This window comes from Burkholderia sp. Ac-20353 (assembly GCF_017104785.1).
Classification (GTDB): domain Bacteria; phylum Pseudomonadota; class Gammaproteobacteria; order Burkholderiales; family Burkholderiaceae; genus Burkholderia.
Genome location: NZ_JAAGPL010000127.1, coordinates 1 through 25672 on the forward strand (window position 1 = coordinate 1; position 25672 = coordinate 25672).

The window sequence follows — 25672 nt, forward strand, 5'->3', positions numbered from 1 at the left end:
CCGCACTCGCCGACGACGCTAAGGCGCAGCGCGGGATCAACGCGCTCGACAGCACGGGCGAGCTGCTGCTCGCGCTCGTGTCGGCCGGCCGCGCGCTGTCGCTGCGCGATCTCGCAGCCGTGGCCGGCATGCCGGCCGCGAAGGCGTTCCCGCACCTCGTGAGCCTGCTGAAGATCGGCCTGCTGAGCCGCGACGACGCGGGCTGCTTCGACGCGGGCCCGCTCAGCCAGGCGCTCGGCCTGATCGCGATGCAGCGCGTGTCGCCGACCCGCGACGCGGAAGCCGAGATCGTCGCGCTGGCCGAGGCGACCGACATGAGCGTCGCGGCCGCGACGCTCGGGCCGCTCGGGCCGACCGTGATCCGTCTCGAGGAATCCGCGCGGCCGCAGCACGTGAGCCTGCAGGTCGGCACCGTGATGTCGCTCGTCAACACGGCGATCGGCCGGAGCTTCGCGGCCGGCATGTCGGACGACGTGCTGGCCGGCCTGCTCGCCGACGAGCCCGTGCGCCTAGCGGGCCATCCCGCGCAGATCGACGACGCGTTCCGCGCGCGGCTCGCGGCGATCCACGCGGACGGGCTCGACTTCGCGTTCGACGCGCCGGTGCCCGGCATCGCGACGGTCGCCGCGCCCGTGTTCGATCACACCGGCAGCATCCGGCTCGTGATCGCCATCATCGGATCGTCGCGCGGCTTTCCGCACGGGCCCGACAGCGACCTCGCGCAAACGCTGCTGGCTGCCACGCGACGGCTGTCGTGGCGGTTCGGGTGGATCGGCGGGTCATGACGGACGACGAAGGTCTATGTTGCGTCGCGGCAACATATCACCGAAGGAATTCCCATATTACAAAATCTGATTTCACGAAGCGGTGGATTTGATCTACTATTAGGGTATTCCCTCACGGGTAATCCCTAACGCCACCTTGATGGGGCTTCGTCATGCAAACGTCTAATGTCTCCGACCGTTCCAACCAATCCGCTGGCTGGCTCGAGCGTTTTGGCTCGCTGCTTGCGGAAGCGTGGGCACACCACCTCGAAAACTGCGAGATCATCGCTCAAGCACACGCGCGCCTGCCGCGCTGAACGGAACGCGAGACACAAGCCGGCCGTATGAAGGCCGGTTTTTTTTCGTCCATTCGCTCACACCTGTATCGACGGCACGTCTTTCATGCAGCGCAGCGCGAACATCGAGCGGCTGTGGCGGATGCTCGAAATCCGGTACAGCTTCTCACGAAGAAACCGCTCGTATCCGGCGGTGCCGTCGACGGCAACCTTGATCCAGTAGTCGTAGTCACCCGACACGAGGTAGGCCTCGAGCACCTCCGGCAGCGCCGCGAGTTCCGCGCCGAAGCGCGCGAGCGCGTCGTCCTCGTGGCGATCCAGCGTGACCTCGAGAATCACGATATCCGCGTAGCCCAGCTTGCTCTGGTTGACGAGCGCGACGTAACCGTCGATGTAGCCGTCGGCTTCGAGCTGTCGCGTGCGGTTCCAGCATGAGGTCGTCGACATGCCGATCTGTTCGGCCAGTTCGGCATTCGACAGGCGGGCATTCTTCTGCAGTGCGCGGAGGATCTTGCGGTCCTGACTGTCGAGGGTTTTCGGCGAGCGTTCGCGTGCGGCCATGGCGTCCAGAATTTTCTACAGTAAATCGACATTCTAGCTGGACAGCATTCCAACTTGCGCTGCATTTCACTGGAAAACAGGAAGCATTTTTAGCTTCAGGCTTGATACATTTTCTCCATGCCTGTTGCCCGGCACGCTCCCCGCGACAACCCCCTCGCATCGGGACGCACGGCCGCGATCACGAGTTGCGGTGCCGGGCTGGCGGGCATTCGATATCCGCCGCCCGTGCGCAACACCGACTGCGCACGGGCGGTGCCTGCTTCCCTGTCCTTGCACTTCGTCATGTCGTTCCGGCTCTACCTCTCGTTCCTCGCTGCTTCCATCGTTCTCGTCTACGCCCCCGGCCCCGTCAACCTGCTCACAATGAATCACGCGCTGCGCGCCGGCTGGCGGCGTGCGCTACCTTGTGTCTGGGGCGGCACGCTCGCCGTGCTGCTGCAACTCGCGCTGACCGCGCTGTGCCTGAATTCGCTTCTTCATATCGACGAGCGCGCATTGACCGTGCTGCGCTGGGCAGGCGCCGCATATCTCGTCTGGCTGGGATGCAAGCAATGGATCAACCGCGCACCGCTGGTCGAGGCCGGCGCATCGACCTCGATCGGTCAACCGGCAGCGGACGCGGGACGCGCACTGTTCTGGCGCGGCCTCGCGACGTCCGGCCTGAATCCGAAAACGCTGCTGTTCTTTCCGTCGTTCTTTCCGCAATTCCTCAACGCCAACGCGGAATGGAGCGTGAATCTTCAGTATCTGCTGCTCGCGGCGACGTTCGCGCTGCTGTTCGCGGGTGGCATCGCATCGATGGCGTTGTTCTCGCACCGCCTGAGCCGAACCCTGCAGCGGCCAGCGCGGATGCGCGCGATGAACCGGTTGACGGGCGGCCTGCTCGTCGGGATGGGCGCGCTGATGGCCGGGTGGAACTGATCGGCCACCCTCTGGCGATTGCGTGGCGGATTGCGTGGCGAATTCCGCGTTGAAACCGGACGGAACGCGCCACGCCGCGCCGCGCCAACTCACTTCTTCGTATCGCCCGCGAGGTCGATCGCCTTGTCCGAACCGACTGCATTGCGCAGCTGGAATTTCTGGATCTTGCCGGTCGACGTCTTCGGCAGCTCGCCGAAGCGCACGACCTTCGGCACCTTGAAGCCCGCGAGCAACTGCTTGCAATGCGCAATGATCTCCTGCTCGGTCACGCTCGCGCCTTCGCGCAGCTCGACGAACGCGCACGGCACTTCACCCCACTTCGGGTCCGGCATCGCGACCACGGCCGCGACTGCGACCGCCGGATGCCGGTACAGCGCGTCCTCGACCTCGATGCTCGAGATGTTCTCGCCGCCCGAAATGATGATGTCCTTCTTGCGGTCCTTGATCCGGATATAGCCGTCCGGCGACAGCACCGCGAGATCGCCGGTATGGAACCAGCCGCCGTGGAAGGCGTCGTCCGTCGCGTGCGGGTTCTTCAGGTAGCCCTTCATGCAGATGTTGCCGCGGAACATGATCTCGCCGAGCGTCTCGCCGTCGGCAGGCACCGGCGTCATCGTGTCCGGATCGAGCACCGTCGCGCCCGCCTCCAGGTGGTAGCGCACGCCCTGCCGCGCATTGAGCCGGGCACACTCGTCGTCGGACAGGTCCGCCCAGTGCGCCTGCTTCGCGCAGACCGTCGCCGGCCCGTAGACCTCGGTCAGCCCGTACACGTGCAGCAGGTCGAAACCGATCTCCTTCATCTTCGCGATCACGGCCGGCGCCGGCGCGGCGCCCGCGACCATCGCGTGCACGGTGTGGTCGATCCCCGCGCGCAACTCGGCCGGCGCGTTCGCGATCGCGCTCTGCACGATCGGCGCGCCGCAGTAATGCGTGACGCGCTCGCGACGGATCAGGTCGAACACCGTCTTCGCGTCGAACTTGCGCAGGCAGACGTTCACGCCCGCCCGCGCCGCAATCGCCCACGGGAAACACCAGCCGTTGCAGTGGAACAGCGGCAGCGTCCACAGGTAGACCGCGTGCTTCGGCATGTCCCATTCGAGGATGTTGCTGAGCGCGGCGAGGTACGCGCCGCGATGGTGGTAGACGACGCCCTTCGGATCCCCGGTCGTGCCGGACGTGTAGTTCAGCGCGATCGCGTCCCACTCGTCCGCGGGCGGCGTCCACGCGTAATCGGCATCGCCGCCGGCGACGAACGCGTCGTAATCGGTCGCGCCCGCGAAGCGCGCGGGATCGGCCGGCATCGCGTCGGCGACGCTGACGATCTTCAATCCCGGAATTTCCAGCGCCGCGCGGTGCGCGAGCTCCGCGTACTCGGTGTCGACGATCAGCACCTTCGCTTCGCCGTGGCGCAGCATGAACAGTACCGACGGAATGTCGAGCCGCGTGTTGATCGTGTTCAGCACGGCGCCCGCCATCGGCACGCCGAAGTGCGCCTCGACCATCGCCGGGATGTTCGGCAGCAGCGCCGCGACGGTGTCGCCGCGACCGACGCCGGCCTGCGCGAGCGCGCTCGCGAGGCGCCGCGCGCGCACGTAGGTTTCGCCCCACGTGCGGCGCACGTCGCCGTGCACGATCGCCAGGCGATCGCCGTAGACCTCGGCCGACCGCACCAGGAAATCGAGCGGCGTAAGCGGCACGTAGTTGGCATCGCGGCGGTCGAGGCCGGCTTCGAACATCTGCGTCATGATCGTGTCTCCAGTGTGCCGAAGTCGCGTTCATGTCGACCGGGGGCAGTGCTTCAGCACCCTCTCCGGTTCGACACATCGCACTCCGGTCTCATGCAAAGTCAAGGCGCACGCGCCCCGGGTCGGTTTGATGTGGTTCAATTCGAGATAGCCTAACGGGCGCTATTGTGGGCCGTCTGTCATCGAAGCGACAGAGTGCCCGATGCGCGCCGCGCGTTATCCCTATCCTCGCAAACCCGGACCCATGCACGACGACGTTTTCGCCCCCCTCGACGCGCCCGCCACCGACGCGCCGGCCGAGCCCGGCCCGCTGCCCGCGCTGTTCGGCCAGTGCGCGTGGTTCCGCGCGCTCGCGCCCGAGCACCAGGCGCTCGTGCTCACCCACTCGCATGCCGAATGCCGCGACGCGGGCGACGTGATCGCGCGGCGGCTCGCGCCGTCCGAATACTGGATCGGCGTGCACCGCGGGCTGCTGAAGCTCGCGATCTTCAACGCGTCGGGGCGCGGCTGCACGTTTTCCGGCGTGCCGTCGGGCGGCTGGTTCGGCGAAGGCAGCGTGATCAAGCGCGAGCCGCGCAAGTACGAGGTGGTCGCGGTCCAGCGCTCGACCGTGCTGTTCGTGCCGGCCGATACGTTCCATGCGCTGCTCGACAGCAGCCTGCCGTTCACGCGCTTCGTGATCCACCAGTTGAACAACCGGATGGGCGAATTCATCGCATCGATCCAGAACAGCCGGCTGCTCGACGTCGACGCGCGGGTCGCGCAGTCGCTCGCGCAGCTGTTCAACCCGGACCTGTACCCGGACACGGGCGCAGCGCTCGCGATCTCGCAGGAAGAGCTCGGGATGCTGGTCGGCGTGTCGCGCCAGCGGATCAACCAGGCGCTGCAGCAACTGGAAAAGCTCGGCGTGCTGCGGCTCGCGTACAACCAGATCGAGGTAGTCGACCTGGCTGCGCTCGCGCGGGTCGGGATGGAGCAGATCTGAAGCACGCGGCGGCTGCGCCCGCGCGCGGCTCATGTCTGATGAATCCGGCGCATCGCGCCCGCACGCCAACCTGACGATTCCGCCAGTTTCGCGTCAGTGACGCGTGCCGGGCGCGCGCCTATCATGCGAGTGCCCTTCACCTCCGTCTGAACGCCGCCTCCCCACCGCTTCCATGTGGATCGTCAATCTCGCGCTCAGGCGCCCCTACACGTTCATCGTGATGGCCATCATGATCGTGCTGGCCACCCCGCTCGCGCTGATGCGCACGCCCGTCGACGTGCTGCCGTCGATCAACATCCCGGTGATCAGCGTGATCTGGAATTACAACGGGCTGTCGGCGAAGGAGATGACGGACCGTATCACGGCGGTGCATGAACGGATCCTGACGACGACCGTCAACAACATCCAGCACATCGAGTCGACCACGCTGCCGGGCACCGCGGTCGTCAAGGTGTTTCTGCAGCCGGGGGCGAACGTGCAGACGGCGATCGCGCAGACCGTGTCGTCCGCGCAGGCGATCGTCCGGCAGATGCCGCAGGGCGCGACGCCGCCACTCGTGATCACGTATTCCGCGTCGAGCATCCCGGTGATCCAGCTCGGGCTGTCGAGCAAGACGCTGGGCGAAGAGTCGCTCGCCGACATCGCGCTGAACTTCCTGCGCCCGCAGCTGATCACGATTCCCGGCGCGCAGGTGCCGTTCCCGTACGGCGGCCGCACGCGCGTCGTCGCGGTCGACATCGATTCGAAGGCGCTGATGTCGAAGGGCCTGACGCCCGCCGACGTCGTCAACGCGGTGAACACGCAGAACCTCGTGCTGCCGACCGGCACCGCGAAGATGGGCCAGACCGAGTACCGGATCGACACCAACGCGTCGGCCAACACGATCGCCGACATCAGCCACATCCCGCTGCAGACCGTGAACGGCGCGACCACCTATCTCGGCGAAGTCGCGGCCGTGCGCGACGGCTTCTCGCCGCAGACCAACATCGTGCGGCAGAACGGCCAGCGCGGCGTGCTGGTGTCGATCCTGAAGAGCGGCGATGCGTCGACGCTGAAGGTCGTGTCGGACCTGAAGGCGCTGCTGCCGAAGGTGATCCCGACGCTGCCCGAGGGGCTGACGGTCACGCCGCTGTTCGACCAGTCGGTGTTCGTCAATGCCGCCGTGCAGGGCGTGATCCACGAGGCGCTGATCGCCGCCGTGCTGACCGCGATGATGATCCTGCTGTTCCTCGGCAACTGGCGCAGCACGCTGATCATCGCGATCTCGATCCCGCTGTCGATCTTCACGTCGCTGATCGCGCTGTCGGCACTCGGCGAAACCATCAACATCATGACGCTCGGCGGGCTCGCGCTCGCGGTCGGCATCCTGGTGGACGACGCGACCGTCACGATCGAGAACATCGAGCGCCACCTGCACCTCGGCACCGGCCTGCACGACGCGATCCTCGAAGGCGCGGGCGAGATCGCGGTGCCGGCGTTCGTGTCGACGCTTTGCATCTGCATCGTGTTCGTGCCGATGTTCTTCCTGACCGGCGTCGCGCGCTTCCTGTTCGTGCCGCTCGCCGAGGCCGTGGTGTTCGCGATGCTCGCGTCGTACGTGCTGTCGCGCACACTCGTGCCGACGCTCGCGATGCTGCTGTTCCGCCCGCAGCAGGCGAGCGTCGGGCCCGATCATTCGACGTCGCGGTTCGCGCGCGTGCACCACCGTTTCAATCATGCGTTCGAGCGAATGCGCGCGTCGTACATCGTGCTGCTCAGCGTGCTGCTGGTGCGCCGCCGCTTCTACGCGATGTGCTTCCTCGGCTTCTGCGTGCTGTCGACGGCGCTCGTGTTCGCGCTCGGCCGCGACTTCTTCCCGAACGCGGATTCCGGCAACATCCGGCTGCACATGCGCGCGCCGACCGGCTACCGGATCGAGGAGACCGCGCGCCTCGCCGACGAGGTCGAGCGCGTCGTGCGCGAGGTCGTGCCGCCCGACGAGCTCGGCGCGATCGTCGACAACCTCGGGCAACCGATCAGCGGCATCAACCTGTCGTACAGCAACGCGGGCACGATCGGCTCGCTCGACGGCGAGATCCTGATCGCGCTGAAGCCCGGCCACGCGCCGACCCAGCATTACGTCGAGACGCTGCGCGCGCGGCTGCCCGAACGCTTCCCGGGCGCCGAGTTCTTCTTCCAGCCGTCGGACATCATCACGCAGATCCTGAACTTCGGGCAGCCGGCCGCGATCGACGTGCAGGTGCTCGGCAACGATCTCGCGAGTAACATGGCAATCGCGAGCCGCCTGATGAAAAAGGTCAGGCAAATCCCCGGCGCGGTCGACGCGCACGTGCTGCAGCGCAACGACCAGCCGACCCTGGTGGCGGACATGGACCGTACGCGCATGCAGCAGCTCAACCTCTCCGCGCAGAACGTCGCGCAGAACATGCTGATCTCGCTGTCCGGCAGCGCGCAGACGACGCCGTCGTTCTGGGTCAACCCGAAAACCGGCGTGCAGTACCCGCTCGCGATCCAGACCCCGCAATACGACATCGGCTCGGTCGGCGACCTGCTCGGCACGCCCGTGTCGGCAGGACGCACCGGCGCGCCGCTGCAACTGCTCGGCAACCTCGTGCAGATGCGCACCGCGAGCGAACCGGCCGTATTCACGCACTACAACATCCGCCCGGCGATCGACCTGTACGTGAGCGTCGAGGGCCGCGACCTCGGCTCGGTTGCGGGCGAGGTCGGCAAGATCGTGTCCGACGCGCGCGCGACGCTGCCGCGCGGCACCGAGCTGACGATCCGCGGCCAGGTCGAGACGATGCGCACGTCGTATCTCGGCCTCGGCGCGGGTGTCGCGATGGCGATCGTGCTCGTCTACCTGCTGATCGTCGTGAATTTCCAGTCGTGGCTCGACCCGCTGATCATCATCAGCGCAATGCCCGCCGCGCTCGCCGGCATCGCGTGGATGCTGTTCATCACCGGCACGCACCTGTCCGTGCCGGCGCTGACGGGCGCGATCATGACGGTCGGCGTCGCGACCGCGAACAGCATTCTCGTCGTGTCGTTCGCGCGCCAGCGCCTCGCGGCCGGCGCGCCGCCGCTGACCGCCGCACTCGAGGCCGGCGCGACGCGGATCCGCCCGGTGCTGATGACCGCGCTCGCGATGATCATCGGCATGGTGCCGATGGCGCTCGGGCTCGGCGAAGGCGCCGAGCAGAACGCGCCGCTCGGCCGCGCGGTGATCGGCGGCTTGCTGTTCGCGACGGTCTCGACGCTGCTGTTCGTCCCGCTCGTATTCGCCGGCGTGCACGCGCGGCTCGCGCGGCGGCGCGCGCGCAAGGCCGCTGGAAACTGAACCTCGCTTCGCATATTGACCGATCGAATTCATGGAAGAGAAACATCACAGCTCCGTCGGCATCCAGGTAGACGAACACGGGCTCGACCTGCCCGCGCGGGCGGGCGTGTGGCGCCGCGCGCGGATCGTGCTGATCGTCGTCGGCGTGCTGCTGGCGGCCGGCGCGGCGCGCACCGTCGTCACGAACGTCGTGAACCGCAACCGGCTCGACGGGATCACCGCGCAGAACGCACGCCAGTACGTGACCATCGTGCACCCGGCCGACGCTGCGCACGGCGGCCACCTGACGTTGCCCGGCACGCTGCGCGGCTTCGTCGAGGCGCCGATCTACGCGCGCGCGAGCGGCTACGTGCTGCGCTGGCAGGCGGACATCGGCGCGCACGTGAAGCAGGGGCAGCTGCTCGCGGAGCTCGACACGCCGGAGCTGAACCAGGAACTCGCTCAGGCGAGCGCGCAGCGCCAGCAGGCGCAGGCCGCGCTCGCGCTCGCGAAGACGTCGTTCGACCGCGCACAGCAGTTGCGCCAGCGCGATGCCGTGTCGCAGCAGGAACTCGACGACCGGCAAGGCGCTTACAACCAGGGCGCCGCGAACCTCGCGGCGGCCGACGCGAACGTGCGCCGGCTGACCGAGCTGAAAGGCTTCCAGCGCATCGTCGCGCCGATCGACGGGATCGTCACGCAGCGCAATGTCGATGTCGGCGATCTCGTCAGCTCCGGCAACGCGGGCCGGTCCCTCTTCACCGTCGTGCAGGCCGACCGGCTGCGCCTCTACGTGCAGGTGCCGCAGGCCTATGCGCAGCAGGTGAAGACCGGCCAGCATGTGAGCGTCGCGCAGGCCGAGCTGCCGGGCCAGACGTTCGACGGCACGATCACGCGCACGTCGGAAGCGATCGACGTGGCCACGCGTTCGCTGCAGATCGAGATCACGCTGCCGAACCCGGACGGACGGCTGCTGCCGGGCGCCTACGTGCAGGCGACGCTGCCGATGACACCGGCCGGCCGCCTGTCGGTCCCGGCGAACACGCTGCTGTTCCGCGCGGAAGGCCCGACGGTCGCGACCGTCGACGCGCACGGGCAGATCCGGCTGAAGCCCGTGACGGTTGTGCGCACCGTCGGGCAGACGCTCGAAATCGACGGCCCCGTCACGCCCGACGATCGCGTCGTCGTGAACCCGAGCGATTCGGTCGCGAACGGCGATCCGGTCGTCGTCGCGAACGCTGCGCCGCGGCCGGCGTCCGGCGCGGCCGGAGCGAAAACATGATGCGCATGACGCGTGCCCGCCGCGCGCTGCTGCCCGTTCCACTGGCCGGCACGGTCACGCTGCTGCCCGCCGCGCTGGCCGCCACGCTCGCCGCGCTCGCGACACTGGCCGGCTGCACGGTCGGCCCCGACTACCGGCGGCCCGACGTCGATGCGCCGGCCGCATGGCATGTCGACCCGGCCGACGCGTACTGGCATCCGGCCGCGCCCGCGCATGCGCCGCTCGATCCGGCGTGGTGGACCGCGTTCGGCGATCCGCAGCTCGACGCGCTCGAAGCCGACGCGCTGCACAACAACCAGAGCCTGAAGGTCGTCGCCGCGCGCTACGACCAGGCGAAGGCGACGCTCGCGTCGGTCGCATCCGCGCAGTATCCGGCCGTCAACCTGAATGCGAGCGGCCAGCGCTTCAAAATCTCCGCGGACCGGCCGCAGACGAACTACGCGGTGAACAGCTTGTCGACCGTGCAGAACGACATCCAGGTTGGCGCGAGCGTCAGCTACGAACTCGACCTGTTCGGCCGCGTGCGGCGCAGCGTCGAATCGGCGCAGGCGAGCACCGACGAGGCGCGCGACGATTTTGCGAACGCGCGGCTCGTGCTGACCGCCGATCTCGCGTCGAGCTACCTGTCGCTGCGCGAACTCGACGCCGAGATCGACGTCGTCAGGCGCTCGATCGACCTGCAGCAGAAGGCGCTCGACTACGTGTCCGCGCGCCACGACCTCGGCGCGGTGTCGGGGCTCGACCTGCTGCAGCAGCGCGCGCAGCTCGACGCGACGCGCACGCAGGCGCAGTTGCTGATCCAGCAGCGCGCGCAGGTCGAGACCGCGCTTGCGACGCTCGTCGGCACGCCCGCGCCATCGTTCTCGCTGCCGCCGCGCGTCGTGCCGATCAACGCACCGCCGCTGCCGACCGGCATGCCGAGCGACGTGCTGCAGCGGCGCCCCGACGTCGCGTCCGCCGAGCGCGCGATGGCCGCCGCGAACGCGCAGATCGGCGTCGCGCGCGCCGCGTATTTCCCGCGCATCATGCTGTCGCCCGACATCGGCTGGGACGCGACACGCTTCTCGGGGCTGTTCACGGTGCCGGCGCTGCTGTGGTCGGTCGGCGCGTCGCTGAGCCAGCCGCTGTTCGAGGGCGGCCGGCTGAAGGCCGGCGTCGATTTCGCGCAGGCCGGCTACGTCGCCGCGCAAGCGAACTACCGGCAGACCGTGCTGACCGCGTTCCAGGAGGTGCAGAATGCGGTCACGGGCCTGTCGGTGCTCGACGAGGCCGCCAGACAGGCGGCGGCTGCGGTCGACGATGCGCGCAAGCTCGTCTCGCTCGCGCAGGATCGCTATGCGGGCGGCCTGACACCGTTCATCGACGTGCTGACGGCCGAGCAGCAGCAGCTTACGAGCGAACGCCAGGCGGTGCAGATTCAGGGCCAGCGCGCGGCGCTCGTCGTGTTCCTCGCGAAGGCGCTCGGCGGCGGCTGGGACGCCGGCGCTGCGCCATCCGCGATTGCCACGGCCCCGGCGCCGGTTCACGCTGATAACGGGCGCTAACCCGAATACGGAATCGAACATGAAAGTCCTGATCGTCGAAGACGAACCGAAGGTGGTCGAATACCTGAAAAGCGGCCTCGCCGAGGAAGGCTGGGTCGTCGATACCGCGCTCGACGGCGAGGACGGCGCGTGGAAGGCCGTCGAATTCGACTACGACGTGGTCGTGCTCGACGTGATGCTGCCGAAACTCGACGGCTTCGGCGTGCTGCGTGCATTGCGCGCGCAGAAGCAGACGCCCGTCATCATGCTGACCGCGCGCGACCGCGTCGACGACCGCGTGCGTGGCCTGCGCGGCGGCGCCGACGACTACCTGACCAAGCCGTTCTCGTTCCTCGAACTGATCGAGCGGCTGCGCGCGCTGACGCGCCGCGCGCGCGTGCAGGAATCGACGCTGATCTCGGTCGGCGACCTGCGCGTCGACCTGATCGGCCGCCGCGCAACACGTGACGGCACGCGCCTCGACCTGACCGCGCAGGAGTTCCAGTTGCTCGGCGTACTCGCGCGCCGCAGCGGCGAGGTGCTGTCGAAGACGACGATCTCCGAACTCGTGTGGGACGTGAACTTCGACAGCAACGCGAACGTCGTCGAGACCGCGATCAAGCGCCTGCGCGCGAAGCTCGACGGCCCGTTCGCCGACAAGCTGCTGCACACGATCCGCGGGATGGGCTACGTGCTCGAGGTACGCGAGGACGGCGACGCAGAGAGACGGCCATGAAACGCTCGATCGCGCTGCGGCTGTCCGTGATGTTCGGCATCGTGTCGCTGCTCGTGTTCACGCTGGTCGGTGTCGGCCTGTTCGTGATGATGGAGCGGCAACTGTTCGCCGAACTGCGCGCGACGCTCGACACGCGTACGAAGGTGGTCGAGATGATCGTCTCGCATGCAACCACGCAGGCGCGCTGGCACATCACGCAGGAAAAGCTCGCCGATCTCCAGCCGCCGGACGGCTCCACCCATTACCAGGTCGACGGCCCCGATCCGGCGTTCCGCTTCGGGCATCCGGTGAACGGCACGCCGCACGGCGCGCCGTTCGGCACGTACCAGCGCTACCGGCTCAACGACAGCAGCTACGATGTGATGACGAAGACCGTGACGGTGGCCGGCAGCGGCGCGCGTCCCGACCTGAAGCTGATCGTCGCGACGTCGTGCGAGCGCACGCAGCGGATGCTGCGCCGCTTCGGCTGGACGCTCGCCGCGCTGATCGCGATCGCGACCGGCATCACGCTGCTGCTCGGCCGCGCGGTCGCACGCTTCGGCCTTGCGCCGCTCGACCGGCTGTCGCAGGAAGCGGCGGCCGTCAATCACGTGAACCGGGATCAGCGGCTCAAGACCGACGCGCTGCCCGCCGAGCTGCGCGACCTCGCCGCGTCGTTCAACGGCGCGCTCGAACGCATCCAGCAGGCATACGAACGGCTCGAGGCGTTCAACGCGGACGTCGCGCACGAGTTGCGCACGCCGGTCAGCATCCTGATCGGCCAGACACAGGTCGCGCTGACGAGCCGCGACCGCTCGATCGACCGGATGCGCCAGACGCTGCAGTCGAACCTCGAGGAATTCGAGCGGCTGCGCGTGATCGTCAACGACATGCTGTTTTTGTCGCGCAGCGATCGCGGCGAACGCGCAAGCGACCTGAAAGACGTGTCGCTCGCCGACGAGGTGCGGCGCATGCTCGATTTCCTCGAGATTCCGCTCGACGAGGCGCAATTGCGCGCCGAGCTGCATGGCGATGCGCGCGCGAGCGTGGACCCGTCGCTGTTCCGCCGCGCGATGACGAACCTGCTGATCAATGCGATCCAGCATTCGGCGCCGGGCGCGACGCTGCACGTGACGATCACGCGGCGCGACGCGCTCGTCGAAGTGTCGGTCGCGAACCCCGGCGCGCCGATCGACGTCGCGCACCGCGCGCACATGTTCGAACGCTTCTACCGGCTCGAGGAAGCGCGCGCGAACAGCAAGGAAAACCACGGGCTCGGGCTGTCGATCGTCAAGGCCGTCGCAGAGATGCATGGCGGCAGCGTGTTCGTCGCGTGCGCGGGCGGCGTCAACACGTTCGGGTTTTCGGTGTCGGCGCAGCCATGCGCCGGTGCCGAGCCACCTGCCACCGAGCCGGCGCGGGCGGCCGAGCCGCAAGCCGTACGCGCGCCGCGCGCGCTGCACTGACGCGCGTCGGGCGGCCCGCGCCAGCAAGCGCGTTGCGTCTTTTTGACGGGGCTTGCGTCGCCCTCGACGCTCCGCGCCGCCGAGGGCAGTTTTCTTCAATACGCGCCCGCCCAGCTCCTTTAGCCTCGATGCGACTCACGTTACGCATGGAGGCATCCGATGAGCATTCTGGTTTCGATGGCGGCGTTCGCGCTCGCGTCGTCGATCACCCCTGGTCCCGTCAACATCGTCGCGCTCAGTTCGGGCGCGCGCTACGGTCTCGGCGCGAGCCTGCGCTACGCGGCCGGCGCGACACTCGGCTTCGTCGCGCTGTTCCTGCTGATCGGCCTCGGCCTGCACGCGGCGCTCGTACGCTGGCCCGTGCTGACGACGGCGACGCAATGGTCGGGGATCGCGTTCCTGCTGTACATGGCGCTGCGCCTCGCGCTCGACGACGGCCGGCTGTCGCCCGATGCGCAGGTGGCCGGGCCGTCCGCGGCCGCGGGCGCCGCGATGCAATGGCTGAATCCGAAGGCGTGGCTCGCCTGCGTCGCCGCGATGGGCGCTTACGCGGCCGACGGCGACCGCGTGCTGATCGGGCAATTCGCGGCGCTGTACCTGGTGATCTGTTTCGCGTCGATCGCGTGCTGGTCGTATGCGGGCGCGTCGCTACGGCACAGTCTTGCGAACGCGCGCCGGATGCGCGTGTTCAACCGGCTGATGGCGCTGCTGCTCGCGGGCAGCGCGCTTTACCTGCTCGATGCTTGAATCCGGTCGATGCGGCACGCGCGACGATCGCGCTGCCGCGCGCGCTCAGCCCGCGTTCAGCACACGGCGGCGCGGTATTGCCCGGGTGTTGCGGCGGCAATCCGCCGGAACGCGCGCTGAAAGTGCGCCTGATCGGCGAACCCGGCATCGAGCGCGACATCCGCGATCGGCCGTCCACGGCGCAGTTCGGTGCGTCCGTACTGCACGCGGCGGTCGATCAGGAACGCATGCGGCGTCATCCCGTAGCGGGCATTGAACGCGCGGATCAGATACGAAGGCGACAGATCGGCCGCCGCGCAGATCGCGTCGAGCGTCACGGCCTGGCGGCAGTGCGCGGCGATGTAGTCGGCCGCGCGTGCGAGCTTCGCATTGTCGGCGGCCCGCGGCATGCCCGGCATCGCGGGACCGAGCGCCTCGTGCAACCGCGTGAAGAATTCGACCGCGGCGCTCTCCTTACCGAGCGGCTCGATGCCGGGCGCGACGAGCGTGCGATAGAAGCCCGCGAAATCCGCGAACAGGTCGCGCCGGTCGGTCAGCTTCTGCGAGAAGCCGTGAAAATCCGTGTTCGGATCGCGGCCGAGCGCATGCTGCAGCCGCGCGAGCCACGGGACATCGACGTAGACCATCCGGTACGCCCATGCGTGCGGCCCGTACGGATTGCACGCGTGCACCTGCTCGGGGTCGATGACCACGAGTGCGCCGCGCCCGATACGCTCGTTCGTCGCGCCGTTCAGGTAGGTGCTGGTGCCGCCGACGATCGCGCCGAGCGAAAACGTGTCGTGCGTGTGCTTCACGTAGCAGATCGCGCGTCCGTCGTCGACGGTGCGCGCCTCGATGAACGGCAGCGCGGCATCGCGCCAGAACGGCGACGGCACGGCGGGTTTGACGGTACGGCTCACGCGATGACTCCCGGATCGGACGGCAAGTGCCTACCCTACAAGACCGGCCCGCGCGAAGCAACCGCCACGCTGGCGAATCGCGCGGTTTCGCCTAAGCTTTGAGTTCCGGCCGCCGCGGCAGGTCCGGCGGCCTCCCTCCCACTCTCGGCCCTTTCACGACCATGCATATCGATCTGAACGGCAAGACGGCAGTCGTCACCGCTTCCACCGCAGGCATCGGCCTCGCGATCGCCGAAGGCCTCGCACGCGCCGGCGCGCGGGTCGTCGTCAACGGACGCAGCGAAGCGTCCGTGCAGTCCGCGCTCGCGCACCTGCGCAGCACGGCGCCGGGCGCAACCGTCGAAGGCATCGCGGCGGACCTGTCCGACGGCGACGGCGCCAGCCGCGTCACGCGCGCCGCGCCACAGGCCGACATCCTCGTGAACAATGCCGGCGTCTACGGGCTGAAGCCGTTCTTCGACATCGACGACGCCGAATGGATGCATTACTTCCAGACCAACGTGATGTCCGGCGTGCGGCTCGCGCGGCACTACCTGAAGGGGATGCTCGAACGGAACTGGGGGCGCGTCGTGTTCATCTCGTCGGAATCGGCGCTGAACATTCCGGTCGACATGATCCATTACGGCTTCACGAAAACCGCGCAGCTATCGATCGCGCGCGGGCTCGCGAAGCTCGCGGCCGGCAGCCGGGTGACCGTCAATTCGGTGCTGCCGGGGCCGACGCTGTCCGAAGGCGTGCGCTCGCTGCTGAAGGAAACCGCCGACGAAACCGGCCGCAGCATCGACGAAGTCGCGGTGGACTTCGTGCGCACGCAGCGCTCGAGCTCGATCATCCAGCGCCCGGCGACGCCCGCGGAAGTCGCGAATCTGGTGGTGTACGTGTGTTCGCCGCAAGCGTCGGCGACGACCGGCGCCGCGTTGCGCGTCGACGGCGGCGTGGTCGATACGATCGCGTAGCGGCGCTGTCGGGCCGGTCCGGGCGGGCTGATTTGGACGGACTGATTCGGACAGGCGGATCCGGACGCGCGTCGCCGAACCGCGGCGCTACGTTGCGCTGGCTTTCTGGGCCTGGAGCAGCCCTTTGCGATCGGCGTCCATGCAGGTATCGAAGCCGTACCGTTTGACGGTGCCTGCCTTGTCGAACACGACGAAGTACGGCCGATGCTGGTCGCCGTGATCGAGCTGGTAGTTGTAGCAGACGCCGCTGCCGTTGCGGACCATCCATACGCTGCGCGGGTTGCCGCCCGCGCGGACGATCTCGGTGCGCGTCGCGCCACGTGCGGATGCCGCCTTCGGCACCGGCAGGCGCGAATACGAAAACGGCAGGAACGTGTCGAACCACGAGCAGCCGCTCATCATCAGACAGCTCGCTGCCAGGGACAGCGTCGCCGCAGGCCGGGACATCGGGATCAATCGCATGCTGGGAAATCTGCTACGCCAAGCCGGCGCGGTCGAAACCGCCATGCTACTCGACCTTTGGATCCAGATCGAAAAGAATTGTAAAGACCCGCGCGCGAATCCGCCGAACCGCGGCGCGCCGGATTGCAGATCTTCAACAATCGTTGCGGCCGTGCGTGGCAGGCACCCCGGCATCACGCGACCCATTCGGCCCACAGCATCGTCAGCACGGTCATCAGCGCGGGGCCGATGAACAGCCCGAGCAGGCCGAACGTCTCGGCGCCGCCGAGAATACCGAACAGCACGAGCAGGAATGGCAGTCGCGCGGAGCTGCCGATCAGCACGGGTCGAATGAAGTGCTCTGCGATGAACACGACGACGAAGCCGGTCGCGGCCACCGCGATCGCCCACCCGGTCGCACCCTGCACGAACAGCCACAACGCCGCGCCGCAGAATACGAGCGGCGCGCAGAACGGCAGCATCGCGGCGACTGCCGTGACGAGGCCGAGCAGCGTCGCGTGCGGCACGCCGGCGAGCGCATACGCGATGCCGAGCAGCGCGCCCTCGCCGAGCCCGACGACGACGAGGCCCGTCACCGTGCCCTGCACGGCCGCGGCCATCCGCTCGATCAGTTGCGCGCCGTTCTTGCCGAACGCGCGCTGCGCGCCGTGCAGCAGCGCGCCCGACAGGCTGTGGCCCGCGCGCAGGATCACGAACAGCGTGACGAGCATGAAGCCGAATTCGAGCACCGCATGCGCGAGCCGCGTGCCGAACTGCCGGCCGACCGCGATGAACGTCTCGCTGTTGACACCCTTCATCGCGGTCGCCGCAGGCAGCGGATGGCCGAGATGCGCCTGCCACCACGCGGTGACCTGGGCGGCGCCGAACGGCAGCCGGTTGACGAGGTCCGGCACCGGGATGCCGCTGTCCTGAACCGTGCGGAACCACTCGCGCAGTTCATGCGCCTGACCGAGCGCCTGGATCAGCGCGATCGCCACCGGCAGCACGACGAGCAACGAAATCGACGTGGTGATCACGGTCGCGACGACGGTCGGCCGGTCGCGGAACAGCCGGTGCGATTCGAAGCGCTTCAACATCGGCCACATCGCGATCGCGATCACGCAAGCCCACGCGATCGCCGGAATGAACGCGCGAATCACCCACAGCGCAAGCGCCAGCAAGGCTGCATACAGCACGGCGCGGGCGACCTGTTGCGCACTCGGGCGCGCGGCGGATTCGGAAGACGGCGGTATGTGAGCGCCCATGGCCCCTCAGCTCGGAAGTAAAAAGAATGGCGGTCCGGCAGGCCTCGGGCCTGCACGAACCGCCATTCTATCGGGGTCGGGATGCGATCCGGCGCGCCGGCCGCGTCACACAGTTGCGCACGAATGCGGCGGGCCGGCCGGCGCCGCGTCAGGCCGCCTTCGCGGCGACCTTGTAGCGCTCGAGCCAGTGCGCGTACGGCGCGGGCAGCGTCCACGACGGCCGCTCGACACCGAGCTGCTTCGCCGCGTAATACGGCCAGTGCGGATCGGCGAGGTGCGCGCGGCCGACCATCACGAGATCGAGCTGCCCGTCGGCGACGACGCGCTCCGCGAGTTGCGGCGTATCGATGCCCCACGCGGACGCGACCGGCAGCCCAGCCTCGCGGCGCACGCGCTCCGCGACCGGCGCGAGGAACGCGGGCCCCCACGGAATCTGCGCATTCGGCGTCGAGAAGCCGACCGACACGCTCAGCAGGTCGAGCCCTTCGGCCTTCAGGCGCTGCGTGAGCGCGATTGATTCGGCGAGCGTCTCATCGTCGCGGCCGTCGTATTCGATCACGCCGAACCGCACCGTCAGCGGCAGATGCTCGGGCCATACCTTGCGGACCGCCGCGAGCGTCTCGACGAGGAAGCGGCCGCGATTCTCGGCCGAGCCGCCGTATGCGTCGTCGCGCTGGTTCGAATGCACGGAGAAGAAGCTCTGGCCGAGGTAGCCGTGCGCGAAATGCAGTTCGAGCCATTCGAAACCGATGTCGCGCGCACGCTTCGCCGCCGCGACGAAATCCGCCTGCACGCGCGCGATGTCGTCGCGCGTCATTTCCTGCGGCACCTTCGGCAGGTGCGCGCCGAACGGCACGGCCGACGGCGCGATCGTCTGCCAGCCGCGCGGATCGCCGCCGGCGATGTGATCGTCGCCTTCCCACGGCCGGTTCGCGCTCGCCTTGCGGCCCGCATGCGCGATCTGGATGCCCGGCACCGCGCCGGCCGCCTTGATCGCCGCGACCGACGGCGCGAACGCTTCGGCTTGCGCATCGGTCCACAACCCCGCGCAGCCAGGCGTGATGCGGCCTTCCGGCGACACGGCGGTCGCCTCGGCGATCACGAGGCCCGCGCCGCCGCGCGCGATGCCGGCCAGATGCACGTGATGCCAGTCGTTGACGACGCCGTCTTCGGCGACGTACTGGCACATCGGCGGCACCGCGATCCGGTTACGCAGTGTCACATCCTTCAGCTTGAACGGTTCGAACAGGGCAGACATCCATCACTCCTTTGGTTGGTTCTGCGTAAAACGAGGGGGCGCCCGTCGCATGGCGCGCGACGGGACGAAATGGGACAAAGCGTGATGAAGCGTGACGAAGCGCCACGCCCGGCCTTGATCGCCGCCGGGCGACGGGACGCAGGACGCCCGGCGCCGTCAGGCCCGCTTCAGTTGCGCGAGCAGCGCGGCGGCGGCCGGCTCCGACGACGCCGGGTTCTGCCCGGTGATCAGCAGGCCGTCGACCACCACATGCGGCGCCCAGTCGGGGCCGCGCTCGAAGCGCGCGCCGTTGGTCTCGAGCATGTCCTGCACGAGGAACGGCACGACTTCGGTCAGTTCGACGGCGGCTTCCTCGCTGTTCGTGAAGCCCGTCACGCGCTTGCCGCGCACCAGCGATTCGGCGGTCCGCGGATCCTTCGCGTGACGCAGCACGCCCGGAGCGTGGCACACGAGCGCGACCGGCTTGCCGGCGCCGATCGCGCGCTCGATCAGCGAGACCGAATGCAGGTCTTCGGCGAGATCCCACAGCGGACCGTGGCCGCCCGGGTAGAACACCGCGTCGTAGTCGTCGATCGACACGTCGGTCAGCTTGCGCGTGCTCGCGAGCGCGGCCTTGGCGGCCGCGTCCGCTTCGAAGCGGCGCGTCGCGTCCGTCTGCGCGGACGGATCGCTGCTCTTCGGATCGAGCGGCGGCTGGCCGCCGTTCGGCGAGACGAGCGTCAGTTCGGCACCTGCGTCCTTGAACGCGTAGTACGGTGCAGCCAGTTCCTCGAGCCAGAAGCCGGTCTTCTTGCCGGTGTCGCCAAGGGTGTCATGCGACGTCAGGACAACGAGAATCTTCATGATCGGGAACTCCTATCGAAAGGGTGGAAACAGGGCCGCGACTTGCGCGCGGCAGCGTGCCGGCCGGGCCCGGCCGGGTTCGCCGCCGGGTTAATCAAGTATTGGTTCACAACCGGTGGTTCGCGTAGTCAAAGTTCGGGATTACGTCCCCGAGCTATTAGACCAGTCGTCTAGCACGGGTGAATCATATCTGCTGAATAGACCAGTCGTCTAGTAAACAGCCGTTCGACCCTGCAGTCGTCAGGGACTTCACGCTGGCGCGCCATGTACGGACGCGCCAGCGCCCTTACCCGCGCACCGGCCCGTCGGTATCGCCCGCGTCGATCACCGGCATCTCGAGCCGCTCCCCGCGCACGCCGTCGACGATCATGCCGAGCATCAGCTCCGCGAGCGAACGCCCGGTCGCATGCCCGGTCGGCTGCAAGACGGCCGTCACGCGATGCGGATACGCAACGTCGTCGGGCACGCCGTCGTAGACGATCAGCGAGATGTCGTCGCCGAGGCGCCGCCCGCTGCCGGCGAGCGCCCGAAACGCGCCGCTGCCCGCGATGTTGTTGTCGACGAGGATCGCGGTCGGCGGCTCGGCGAGCGCGAGCAGCGCCTGCGCCGCGTGCAGGCCGCCGTCGCGCGTGAACGGGCACTCGACCAGCAAGGCCGGATCCGGCTCGATGCCGGCCGCGCGCATCGCGGCTTCGAAGCCGGCCCGCCGCTGCGCGGCGAAATTGAGCGCGAGCGGCGCGCCGATCATCGCGATGCGCCGGTGCCCGAAGCCGATCAGCCGCTGCACGGCCGCGTTCGCGCCGGCCGCGTTGTCGAAGTCGAACCAAGCGTACGGCTCGGCGCTTTGCGTGCGGCCATACGCGACGTACGGAAACCCGCGCGATTGCAGGAACGCGATGCGCGGATCGTCGACCAGCGTCCGCGCGACGATCAGCCCGTCGACCAGCTTGCCGTCGACGAGCCGCCGGTACGTGTCGAGTTCGGCGTTCGGCCGCGCCGACACGATGATGAAATCGAGGTTGCGCTCGGCGAGCCGCTCGGTAATCCCCGCGACGACCTCGCCGAAACGCGGATCGCCGAGATCGCCGGCGGCGAACGGGTAGACGATCCCGATCGCATCCGCCCGCCCCGTCGCGAGACGGCGCGCGGTCGGATCCGCGACATAACCCATTTCCTGCGCCGCCTTCATCACGCGTTCGCGCGTCGCCTCGCTCACGTCGTCGTAGCCGTTCAGCGCGCGGCTGACCGTCGTGCGCGACAGCCCGAGCGCGTCCGATAGCGCCTTCAGATTCACCTTCACGGTTGTCCCTTGCGATGTGCGGCCGGCAGTCCACGCGGCCTGCCGGCCAATTCTTTCGATTCTGTAATCAATGCTGTCAAATAAATATCTTTTGACGTCCAAACCGGTTTGAAATAGCATCCAAACCGGTTTGGACATCGATGCCACCCTCAGACGTTCCCTTTCCCACTTTTTCGAAACAACGCCGAGATGACACACTTTCGCCTTTTCCGCTCGCCCTCTGGCAAACGTTTGCAGCTCGCTGGCGGCGCACTGGCCGCCTTCGCGGCCTTCACGTCCGCTGCGCACGCGCAGGCGGCCGGCGCTCCGGCGCCCACGCCGCACACGCAGCAGGCCTACGACCCGGAAGGCAGCTTCACGATGCGCTGGACGCGCGCCGACATTCGCCAGATCGTCGCGCAGTCGCACACCGCGAACGCCGTCGACAAGAACTCGCTGCCGCAGGCGCTGACGATGCCGGCCATCCCGCAGGATTTCCCGCTGATCAACCCGAACGTGTGGGTCTGGGATACGTGGCCGCTCGCCGACCTGCGCGCGAACCAGCTCAGCTACAAGGGCTGGGAAGTGATCTTCTCGCTCACCGCCGATCCGCATGCCGGCTATACGTTCGACGACCGCCACGTGCACGCGCGGATCGGTTTCTTCTACCGCCGCGCCGGCATCCCCGCGTCGCAGCGCCCGGCGAACGGCGGCTGGACCTGGGGCGGCCACCTGTTCCCGGACGGCGCGAGCGTGAAGGTGTTCGGCACCGCACCGATGACCAACAACGCCGAATGGTCGGGCTCGGCACGTCTCACGCACGGCGACAACGTGAACCTGTATTACACCGCGACGTCGTTCAACCGCTCGGCGCCCGGTGGCGCCGACATCACGCCGCCTCTCGCGATCATCACGCGCGCCGACGGCCACATCCACGCCGACGACAAGCACGTGTGGTTCACGGGCTTCGACGATCACAAGGCGCTGCTGCAACCGGACGGCAACTATTACCAGACGGGCCAGCAGAACACCTATTTCTCGTTCCGCGATCCGTTCGTGTTCACCGACCCCGCGCACCCGGGCAAGACCTACATGGTGTTCGAGGGCAATACCGGCGGCCCGCGCGGCGCGCGCACCTGCACCGAAGCCGACCTCGGTTACGCGCCGAACGATCCGTACCGGGAAGACCTGAACGCGGTGATGAATTCGGGCGCAGTGTATCAAAAGGCCAACGTCGGCCTCGCGGTCGCGACGAACCCGCAGCTGACCGAGTGGAAGTTCCTGCCGCCGCTGCTGTCCGCGAACTGCGTGGACGACCAGACCGAGCGTCCGCAGATCTACATGAAGGACGGCAAGTACTACCTGTTCACGATCAGCCACCGCACGACGATGGCGGCCGGCGTCGACGGCCCGGACGGCGTGTACGGTTTCGTCGGCAACGGCATCCGCAGCGACTTCCTGCCGCTGAACGGCGGCAGCGGCCTCGTGCTCGGCAACCCGACCGACTTCTCGGCGCCGGCCGGTGCGCCGTACGCACAGGACCCGAACCAGAACCCGCGCGAGTTCCAGTCGTATTCGCACTACGTGATGCCGGGCGGCCTCGTCGAGTCGTTCATCGATGCGATCGGCCCGCGCCGCGGCGGCACGCTCGCACCGACGGTGAAGATCAACATCAACGGCGCGTCGACAGCGGTCGACCGGTTCTACGGGCGCGGCGGGCTCGGCGGCTACGGCGATATCCCGGCGAACCTGCCCGCGACGGGGGCCGGCCACGACGGCGGCAACCAGGGCAACGGCTACGGCAGCAACGGTAACGGCAATCGCCAGGGTAACCAGTAAGCGGCAGCGGCGCCCATCGCGCGTGTCGCGTGGGCGCCGCGTTTTCCCGGTGGCCGTCTGCTCCTGTCTGCTCCTGTCTGCTCTGATTGCCCTGCTTGTCCCTTTTGCCCTTTTCGCCCATCGCGCATGCCGCCACCAACGGCATGCGCCCTCCTTTCCAGCTTCGCGCGACGAAGCACGGAACGACGCATGAAACTTCCGCCTTACCGCTTTTCCCTTCGAATCGCCCCGTTGCTGCTCTCCGGCCTGCTTTCCGGCCTGTTCAGCGCGCACGTCGCGGCCGCCACCTGCGACACGCCGCCCGAACACGGCACGCCGCAATGGCGGCCCGCGCTCCATTACACGCCGCAGCGCAACTGGATGAACGACCCGAACGGCCTCGTCTATGTCAACGGCCGTTATCACCTGTTCTATCAGTACAACCCGGTCGGCCACGACTGGGGCAACATGTCGTGGGGCCACGCGACCAGCACGGATCTCGTCCACTGGCGGGAGCAGCCGGTCGCGCTGCGCGCGAACGCGACCGAGCAGATCTTCTCCGGCTCGATCGTAGCCGATACCCGCAACACGTCAGGCCTCGGCGCACCCGGCGACGCGCCGCTCGTCGCGCTGTACACGAGCGTCTACGACGCCGGTTCCGGCCACGCGCCCGGCACGCAGGCGCAATCGCTCGCGTACAGCGTCGATCACGGCGCGACCTGGCGGCCGTATGCGCACAACCCGGTGCTCACGCTCGAACCGGAATCGAAGCAATTCCGCGACCCGAAGGTGTCGTGGTATGCGCCGGGCGGTTACTGGCTGATGACGACTGTCGTCGCCGACGCGCACGTCGTGAAGCTGTACCGCTCCGACGACCTGATTCACTGGGCATTCCTCAGCGATTTCACGCTGCCGGGCGTCCCGCACGACGGCACGCTGTGGGAAATGCCCGATCTCGTGCCGCTGCCGCTCGACGACGATCCGAAGCGGATCCGCTGGGTGATGATCGTCAACGTGAATCCGTGGTCGATCGCGGGCGGCTCTGGGTCGATGTATTTCGTCGGCGACTTCGACGGCCGCACGTTCACGCCCGAACGCGTCGCGCCCGCGGGCTCCGATCCCGCGCAGTTTCGCTGGGTCGATCACGGCGCGGACTTCTACGCGGCCGGCACGTTCTCGGGCGCACCGGGCGCGCGGCCCGTCGCGATCGCGTGGATGAGCAACTGGGACTATGCGGCGAAGATGCCGACGGCGCCATGGCGCGGCGCGATGACGCTGCCGCGCGCGCTCGCGCTGAAAACGATCGACGGCGAGCCGCGGCTCGTCGTCACGCCGGCGCCGGCATTCGACGCATGGGCCGACGGACGGCCCGCCATGCATCTCGGCGACCTGAGCGTCACGTCGGCGCTGCGCGAACTGCCGGCCGCGACACGCGGCACCGTCCAGCGGATCACGCTGACGCTCGTGCCGCACGGCGCCACGCGCGCGGGGCTCGTCGTGCGGCGTTCGGCGGACGGCGCGACCGGCACGCGGATCGTCTACGACACCGCGCAGCAGACGCTGACGCTCGACCGTTCGCAATCGGGCGAATCGAATTTCTCGACCGCGTTCAGCCGGCAGCACATCGTGAACCTGCCGTTGCAGGATGGTCGGCTGCCGCTCGAGATCGTCGTCGATCGCGGCTCGGTCGAGGTGTTCGCGGGCGGCGGACGCACCGCGATCACCGACCTGATCTTCCCGCCCGGCGACGCCGACCGGATCGCCGTGTTCGCGGAGCATGGCGGCGCGACGTTCGGCGGGCTGACGGTGACGCAACTCGCGGGGCCGGACGATACCGGCCTTGCTTGCGGCGCGCCGCGCTAGCGTCGCGAACGCGCCGGCTGACGGCGCTCATCCGCCGTCAGCAGCGTTCAGTCGCCGTCAGCCGCCATCAGCCACTCAAAGCAGCCCCATCCCGCCCGACGCGATGATTTCCGCGCCGACGATGAACGCGGACTCCGGCGCGCTCAGGTGCAGCACGGTCGACGCGATCTCGTCCGGCGTGCCGAACCGGCCGATCGGCACGAGGCCCTTGATCTTCCCGGCGGTCGCCTCGAGCGTCGCGGCGTCGAAGCCGAGCTTGCCGTACAGCGGCGTCTCGACGGGCCCCGGGCTCACGACGTTCACGCGCACACCGTTCGGCAGCAGCTCCGTCGACAGCGTCTTCGCAAGCGAATTCACCGCGGCCTTGCTCGCCGCATAGACCGACGACCCCGGCATCCCGATGTGCGCGTTGATCGACCCGTTGATGACGATCGACGCGCCGCGGTTCAGCAGCGGCACGAGCGCCTGGATCTGGAAGTACGCGCCCTTCACGTTGGTGTTGAACACGAGATCCCACAAGTCCTCGTCGACGTCCGAGAACGGCGCGAGCTTCGCGACGCCAGCGTTCACGAACACCGCGTCGAGCCGCGCGCCCGCCGCGCCGATCGCGCTCGCGAGCTCACGCGCCGCCGCCACGTTGCCCGCGTCATTGCGAATCGCGAGCGCGTCGCCGCCGAGCGTGCGTTGCGCGGCGGCGAGCGCCTCCACATCGCGCCCGGTGACGAT

Annotated in this window: 21 protein-coding genes; 12 read left to right on the forward strand and 9 right to left on the reverse strand. The window is 68.4% G+C overall.

Features of this window, described 5'->3' with window-relative positions; all coding sequences use genetic code 11:
• The coding region (locus tag G3N94_RS27855; RefSeq protein ID WP_205795754.1) for an IclR family transcriptional regulator C-terminal domain-containing protein at nucleotides 1-785 on the forward strand (785 nt) is incomplete at its 5' end.
• A 353-nt stretch (nucleotides 786-1138) separates the two neighbouring features.
• Here G3N94_RS27855 and G3N94_RS27860 read toward each other — a convergent pair.
• Nucleotides 1139-1621 (reverse strand): Lrp/AsnC family transcriptional regulator, encoded by a 483-nt coding sequence (locus G3N94_RS27860; protein WP_205795756.1) that lies wholly within the window; start codon nucleotides 1619-1621, stop codon nucleotides 1139-1141.
• A gap of 282 nt (nucleotides 1622-1903) precedes the next feature.
• Here G3N94_RS27860 and G3N94_RS27865 point away from each other — a divergent pair, with 282 nt between their 5' ends.
• Nucleotides 1904-2542: a LysE family translocator gene (locus G3N94_RS27865; RefSeq protein WP_205795758.1), complete on the forward strand. Its 639-nt coding sequence runs from the start codon at nucleotides 1904-1906 to the stop codon at nucleotides 2540-2542.
• An 89-nt stretch (nucleotides 2543-2631) separates the two neighbouring features.
• On the opposite strand, the gene G3N94_RS27870 is transcribed toward G3N94_RS27865, so the two are convergent.
• Complete coding sequence (locus tag G3N94_RS27870; RefSeq protein WP_205795760.1) at nucleotides 2632-4287, reverse strand: acyl-CoA synthetase; 1656 nt, start codon at nucleotides 4285-4287, stop codon at nucleotides 2632-2634.
• A 244-nt stretch (nucleotides 4288-4531) separates the two neighbouring features.
• Between G3N94_RS27870 and G3N94_RS27875 the strand changes: the two genes are divergently transcribed.
• The 7 genes from G3N94_RS27875 (at nucleotide 4532) to G3N94_RS27905 (ending at nucleotide 14324) form a co-directional block, all read left to right on the forward strand.
• A complete protein-coding gene (locus tag G3N94_RS27875; protein ID WP_205795762.1) occupies nucleotides 4532-5272 on the forward strand; it encodes a Crp/Fnr family transcriptional regulator in 741 nt (246 codons plus the stop codon).
• Between the two features lie 172 nt (nucleotides 5273-5444).
• On the forward strand, nucleotides 5445-8612 hold the full coding sequence (locus G3N94_RS27880; RefSeq protein ID WP_205795764.1) for an efflux RND transporter permease subunit: 3168 nt from the start codon (nucleotides 5445-5447) through the stop codon (nucleotides 8610-8612).
• A gap of 31 nt (nucleotides 8613-8643) precedes the next feature.
• A complete protein-coding gene (locus tag G3N94_RS27885; RefSeq protein WP_205795766.1) occupies nucleotides 8644-9873 on the forward strand; it encodes an efflux RND transporter periplasmic adaptor subunit in 1230 nt (409 codons plus the stop codon).
• Nucleotides 9873-11417 (forward strand): efflux transporter outer membrane subunit, encoded by a 1545-nt coding sequence (locus G3N94_RS27890; RefSeq protein ID WP_241022106.1) that lies wholly within the window; start codon nucleotides 9873-9875, stop codon nucleotides 11415-11417. Before G3N94_RS27885 ends, G3N94_RS27890 begins: the two co-directional genes overlap by 1 nt.
• 19 nt (nucleotides 11418-11436) lie before the next feature.
• Nucleotides 11437-12132, forward strand: a complete 696-nt coding sequence (locus tag G3N94_RS27895; protein WP_205795768.1) for a heavy metal response regulator transcription factor — start codon at nucleotides 11437-11439, stop codon at nucleotides 12130-12132.
• Nucleotides 12129-13577: a heavy metal sensor histidine kinase gene (locus tag G3N94_RS27900; protein ID WP_205795770.1), complete on the forward strand. Its 1449-nt coding sequence runs from the start codon at nucleotides 12129-12131 to the stop codon at nucleotides 13575-13577. The genes G3N94_RS27895 and G3N94_RS27900 overlap by 4 nt, the downstream gene beginning before the upstream one ends.
• 159 nt (nucleotides 13578-13736) lie before the next feature.
• Nucleotides 13737-14324, forward strand: a complete 588-nt coding sequence (locus tag G3N94_RS27905; protein WP_205795772.1) for a LysE family translocator — start codon at nucleotides 13737-13739, stop codon at nucleotides 14322-14324.
• A gap of 56 nt (nucleotides 14325-14380) precedes the next feature.
• On the opposite strand, the gene G3N94_RS27910 is transcribed toward G3N94_RS27905, so the two are convergent.
• Nucleotides 14381-15223: an AraC family transcriptional regulator gene (locus tag G3N94_RS27910; RefSeq protein ID WP_205795774.1), complete on the reverse strand. Its 843-nt coding sequence runs from the start codon at nucleotides 15221-15223 to the stop codon at nucleotides 14381-14383.
• 161 nt (nucleotides 15224-15384) lie between these two features.
• Here G3N94_RS27910 and G3N94_RS27915 point away from each other — a divergent pair, with 161 nt between their 5' ends.
• Nucleotides 15385-16179, forward strand: a complete 795-nt coding sequence (locus G3N94_RS27915) for an SDR family NAD(P)-dependent oxidoreductase (protein WP_205795776.1) — start codon at nucleotides 15385-15387, stop codon at nucleotides 16177-16179.
• An 87-nt stretch (nucleotides 16180-16266) separates the two neighbouring features.
• On the opposite strand, the gene G3N94_RS27920 is transcribed toward G3N94_RS27915, so the two are convergent.
• The 5 genes from G3N94_RS27920 to G3N94_RS27940 form a co-directional block, all read right to left on the reverse strand.
• A complete protein-coding gene (locus tag G3N94_RS27920; protein WP_205795778.1) occupies nucleotides 16267-16641 on the reverse strand; it encodes a hypothetical protein in 375 nt (124 codons plus the stop codon).
• A gap of 173 nt (nucleotides 16642-16814) precedes the next feature.
• Complete coding sequence (locus G3N94_RS27925; protein ID WP_205795780.1) at nucleotides 16815-17885, reverse strand: AI-2E family transporter; 1071 nt, start codon at nucleotides 17883-17885, stop codon at nucleotides 16815-16817.
• Between the two features lie 148 nt (nucleotides 17886-18033).
• A complete protein-coding gene (locus tag G3N94_RS27930) occupies nucleotides 18034-19143 on the reverse strand; it encodes an NADH:flavin oxidoreductase/NADH oxidase (RefSeq protein WP_205795782.1) in 1110 nt (369 codons plus the stop codon).
• A 156-nt stretch (nucleotides 19144-19299) separates the two neighbouring features.
• Nucleotides 19300-19986: a type 1 glutamine amidotransferase domain-containing protein gene (locus G3N94_RS27935; RefSeq protein WP_205795784.1), complete on the reverse strand. Its 687-nt coding sequence runs from the start codon at nucleotides 19984-19986 to the stop codon at nucleotides 19300-19302.
• Nucleotides 19987-20272: 286 nt separating this feature from the next.
• A complete protein-coding gene (locus G3N94_RS27940) occupies nucleotides 20273-21286 on the reverse strand; it encodes a substrate-binding domain-containing protein (RefSeq protein ID WP_346778738.1) in 1014 nt (337 codons plus the stop codon).
• 189 nt (nucleotides 21287-21475) lie between these two features.
• Between G3N94_RS27940 and G3N94_RS27945 the strand changes: the two genes are divergently transcribed.
• Both G3N94_RS27945 and G3N94_RS27950 read left to right on the forward strand, forming a co-directional pair.
• Entirely contained in the window at nucleotides 21476-23104 is a 1629-nt protein-coding gene (locus tag G3N94_RS27945; RefSeq protein WP_205795788.1) for a glycoside hydrolase family 68 protein, read from the forward strand.
• A gap of 189 nt (nucleotides 23105-23293) precedes the next feature.
• Nucleotides 23294-24946, forward strand: coding sequence for a glycoside hydrolase family 32 protein (locus G3N94_RS27950; RefSeq protein ID WP_205795790.1), 1653 nt, complete (start codon nucleotides 23294-23296; stop codon nucleotides 24944-24946).
• Nucleotides 24947-25021: 75 nt separating this feature from the next.
• Here the strand turns inward: G3N94_RS27950 and G3N94_RS27955 are convergent.
• The coding region (locus G3N94_RS27955) for an SDR family oxidoreductase (RefSeq protein ID WP_205795792.1) at nucleotides 25022-25672 on the reverse strand (651 nt) is incomplete at its 5' end.

Excerpts from the sequence above, each read along its gene's own strand:
- G3N94_RS27860 (WP_205795756.1), bottom strand. The coding sequence starts at position 1,621 with ATGGCCGCACGCGAACGCTCGCCGAAAACCCTCGACAGTCAGGACCGC.
- G3N94_RS27880 (WP_205795764.1), top strand. The coding sequence starts at position 5,445 with ATGTGGATCGTCAATCTCGCGCTCAGGCGCCCCTACACGTTCATCGTG.
- G3N94_RS27870 (WP_205795760.1), bottom strand. The coding sequence starts at position 4,287 with ATGACGCAGATGTTCGAAGCCGGCCTCGACCGCCGCGATGCCAACTAC.
- G3N94_RS27945 (WP_205795788.1), top strand. The coding sequence starts at position 21,476 with ATGACACACTTTCGCCTTTTCCGCTCGCCCTCTGGCAAACGTTTGCAG.
- G3N94_RS27885 (WP_205795766.1), top strand. The coding sequence starts at position 8,644 with ATGGAAGAGAAACATCACAGCTCCGTCGGCATCCAGGTAGACGAACAC.
- G3N94_RS27895 (WP_205795768.1), top strand. The coding sequence starts at position 11,437 with ATGAAAGTCCTGATCGTCGAAGACGAACCGAAGGTGGTCGAATACCTG.
- G3N94_RS27875 (WP_205795762.1), top strand. The coding sequence starts at position 4,532 with ATGCACGACGACGTTTTCGCCCCCCTCGACGCGCCCGCCACCGACGCG.
- G3N94_RS27925 (WP_205795780.1), bottom strand. The coding sequence starts at position 17,885 with ATGGGCGCTCACATACCGCCGTCTTCCGAATCCGCCGCGCGCCCGAGT.
- G3N94_RS27935 (WP_205795784.1), bottom strand. The coding sequence starts at position 19,986 with ATGAAGATTCTCGTTGTCCTGACGTCGCATGACACCCTTGGCGACACC.
- G3N94_RS27890 (WP_241022106.1), top strand. The coding sequence starts at position 9,873 with ATGCGCATGACGCGTGCCCGCCGCGCGCTGCTGCCCGTTCCACTGGCC.
- G3N94_RS27950 (WP_205795790.1), top strand. The coding sequence starts at position 23,294 with ATGAAACTTCCGCCTTACCGCTTTTCCCTTCGAATCGCCCCGTTGCTG.
- G3N94_RS27920 (WP_205795778.1), bottom strand. The coding sequence starts at position 16,641 with ATGCGATTGATCCCGATGTCCCGGCCTGCGGCGACGCTGTCCCTGGCA.
- G3N94_RS27900 (WP_205795770.1), top strand. The coding sequence starts at position 12,129 with ATGAAACGCTCGATCGCGCTGCGGCTGTCCGTGATGTTCGGCATCGTG.
- G3N94_RS27930 (WP_205795782.1), bottom strand. The coding sequence starts at position 19,143 with ATGTCTGCCCTGTTCGAACCGTTCAAGCTGAAGGATGTGACACTGCGT.
- G3N94_RS27865 (WP_205795758.1), top strand. The coding sequence starts at position 1,904 with ATGTCGTTCCGGCTCTACCTCTCGTTCCTCGCTGCTTCCATCGTTCTC.
- G3N94_RS27905 (WP_205795772.1), top strand. The coding sequence starts at position 13,737 with ATGAGCATTCTGGTTTCGATGGCGGCGTTCGCGCTCGCGTCGTCGATC.
- G3N94_RS27915 (WP_205795776.1), top strand. The coding sequence starts at position 15,385 with ATGCATATCGATCTGAACGGCAAGACGGCAGTCGTCACCGCTTCCACC.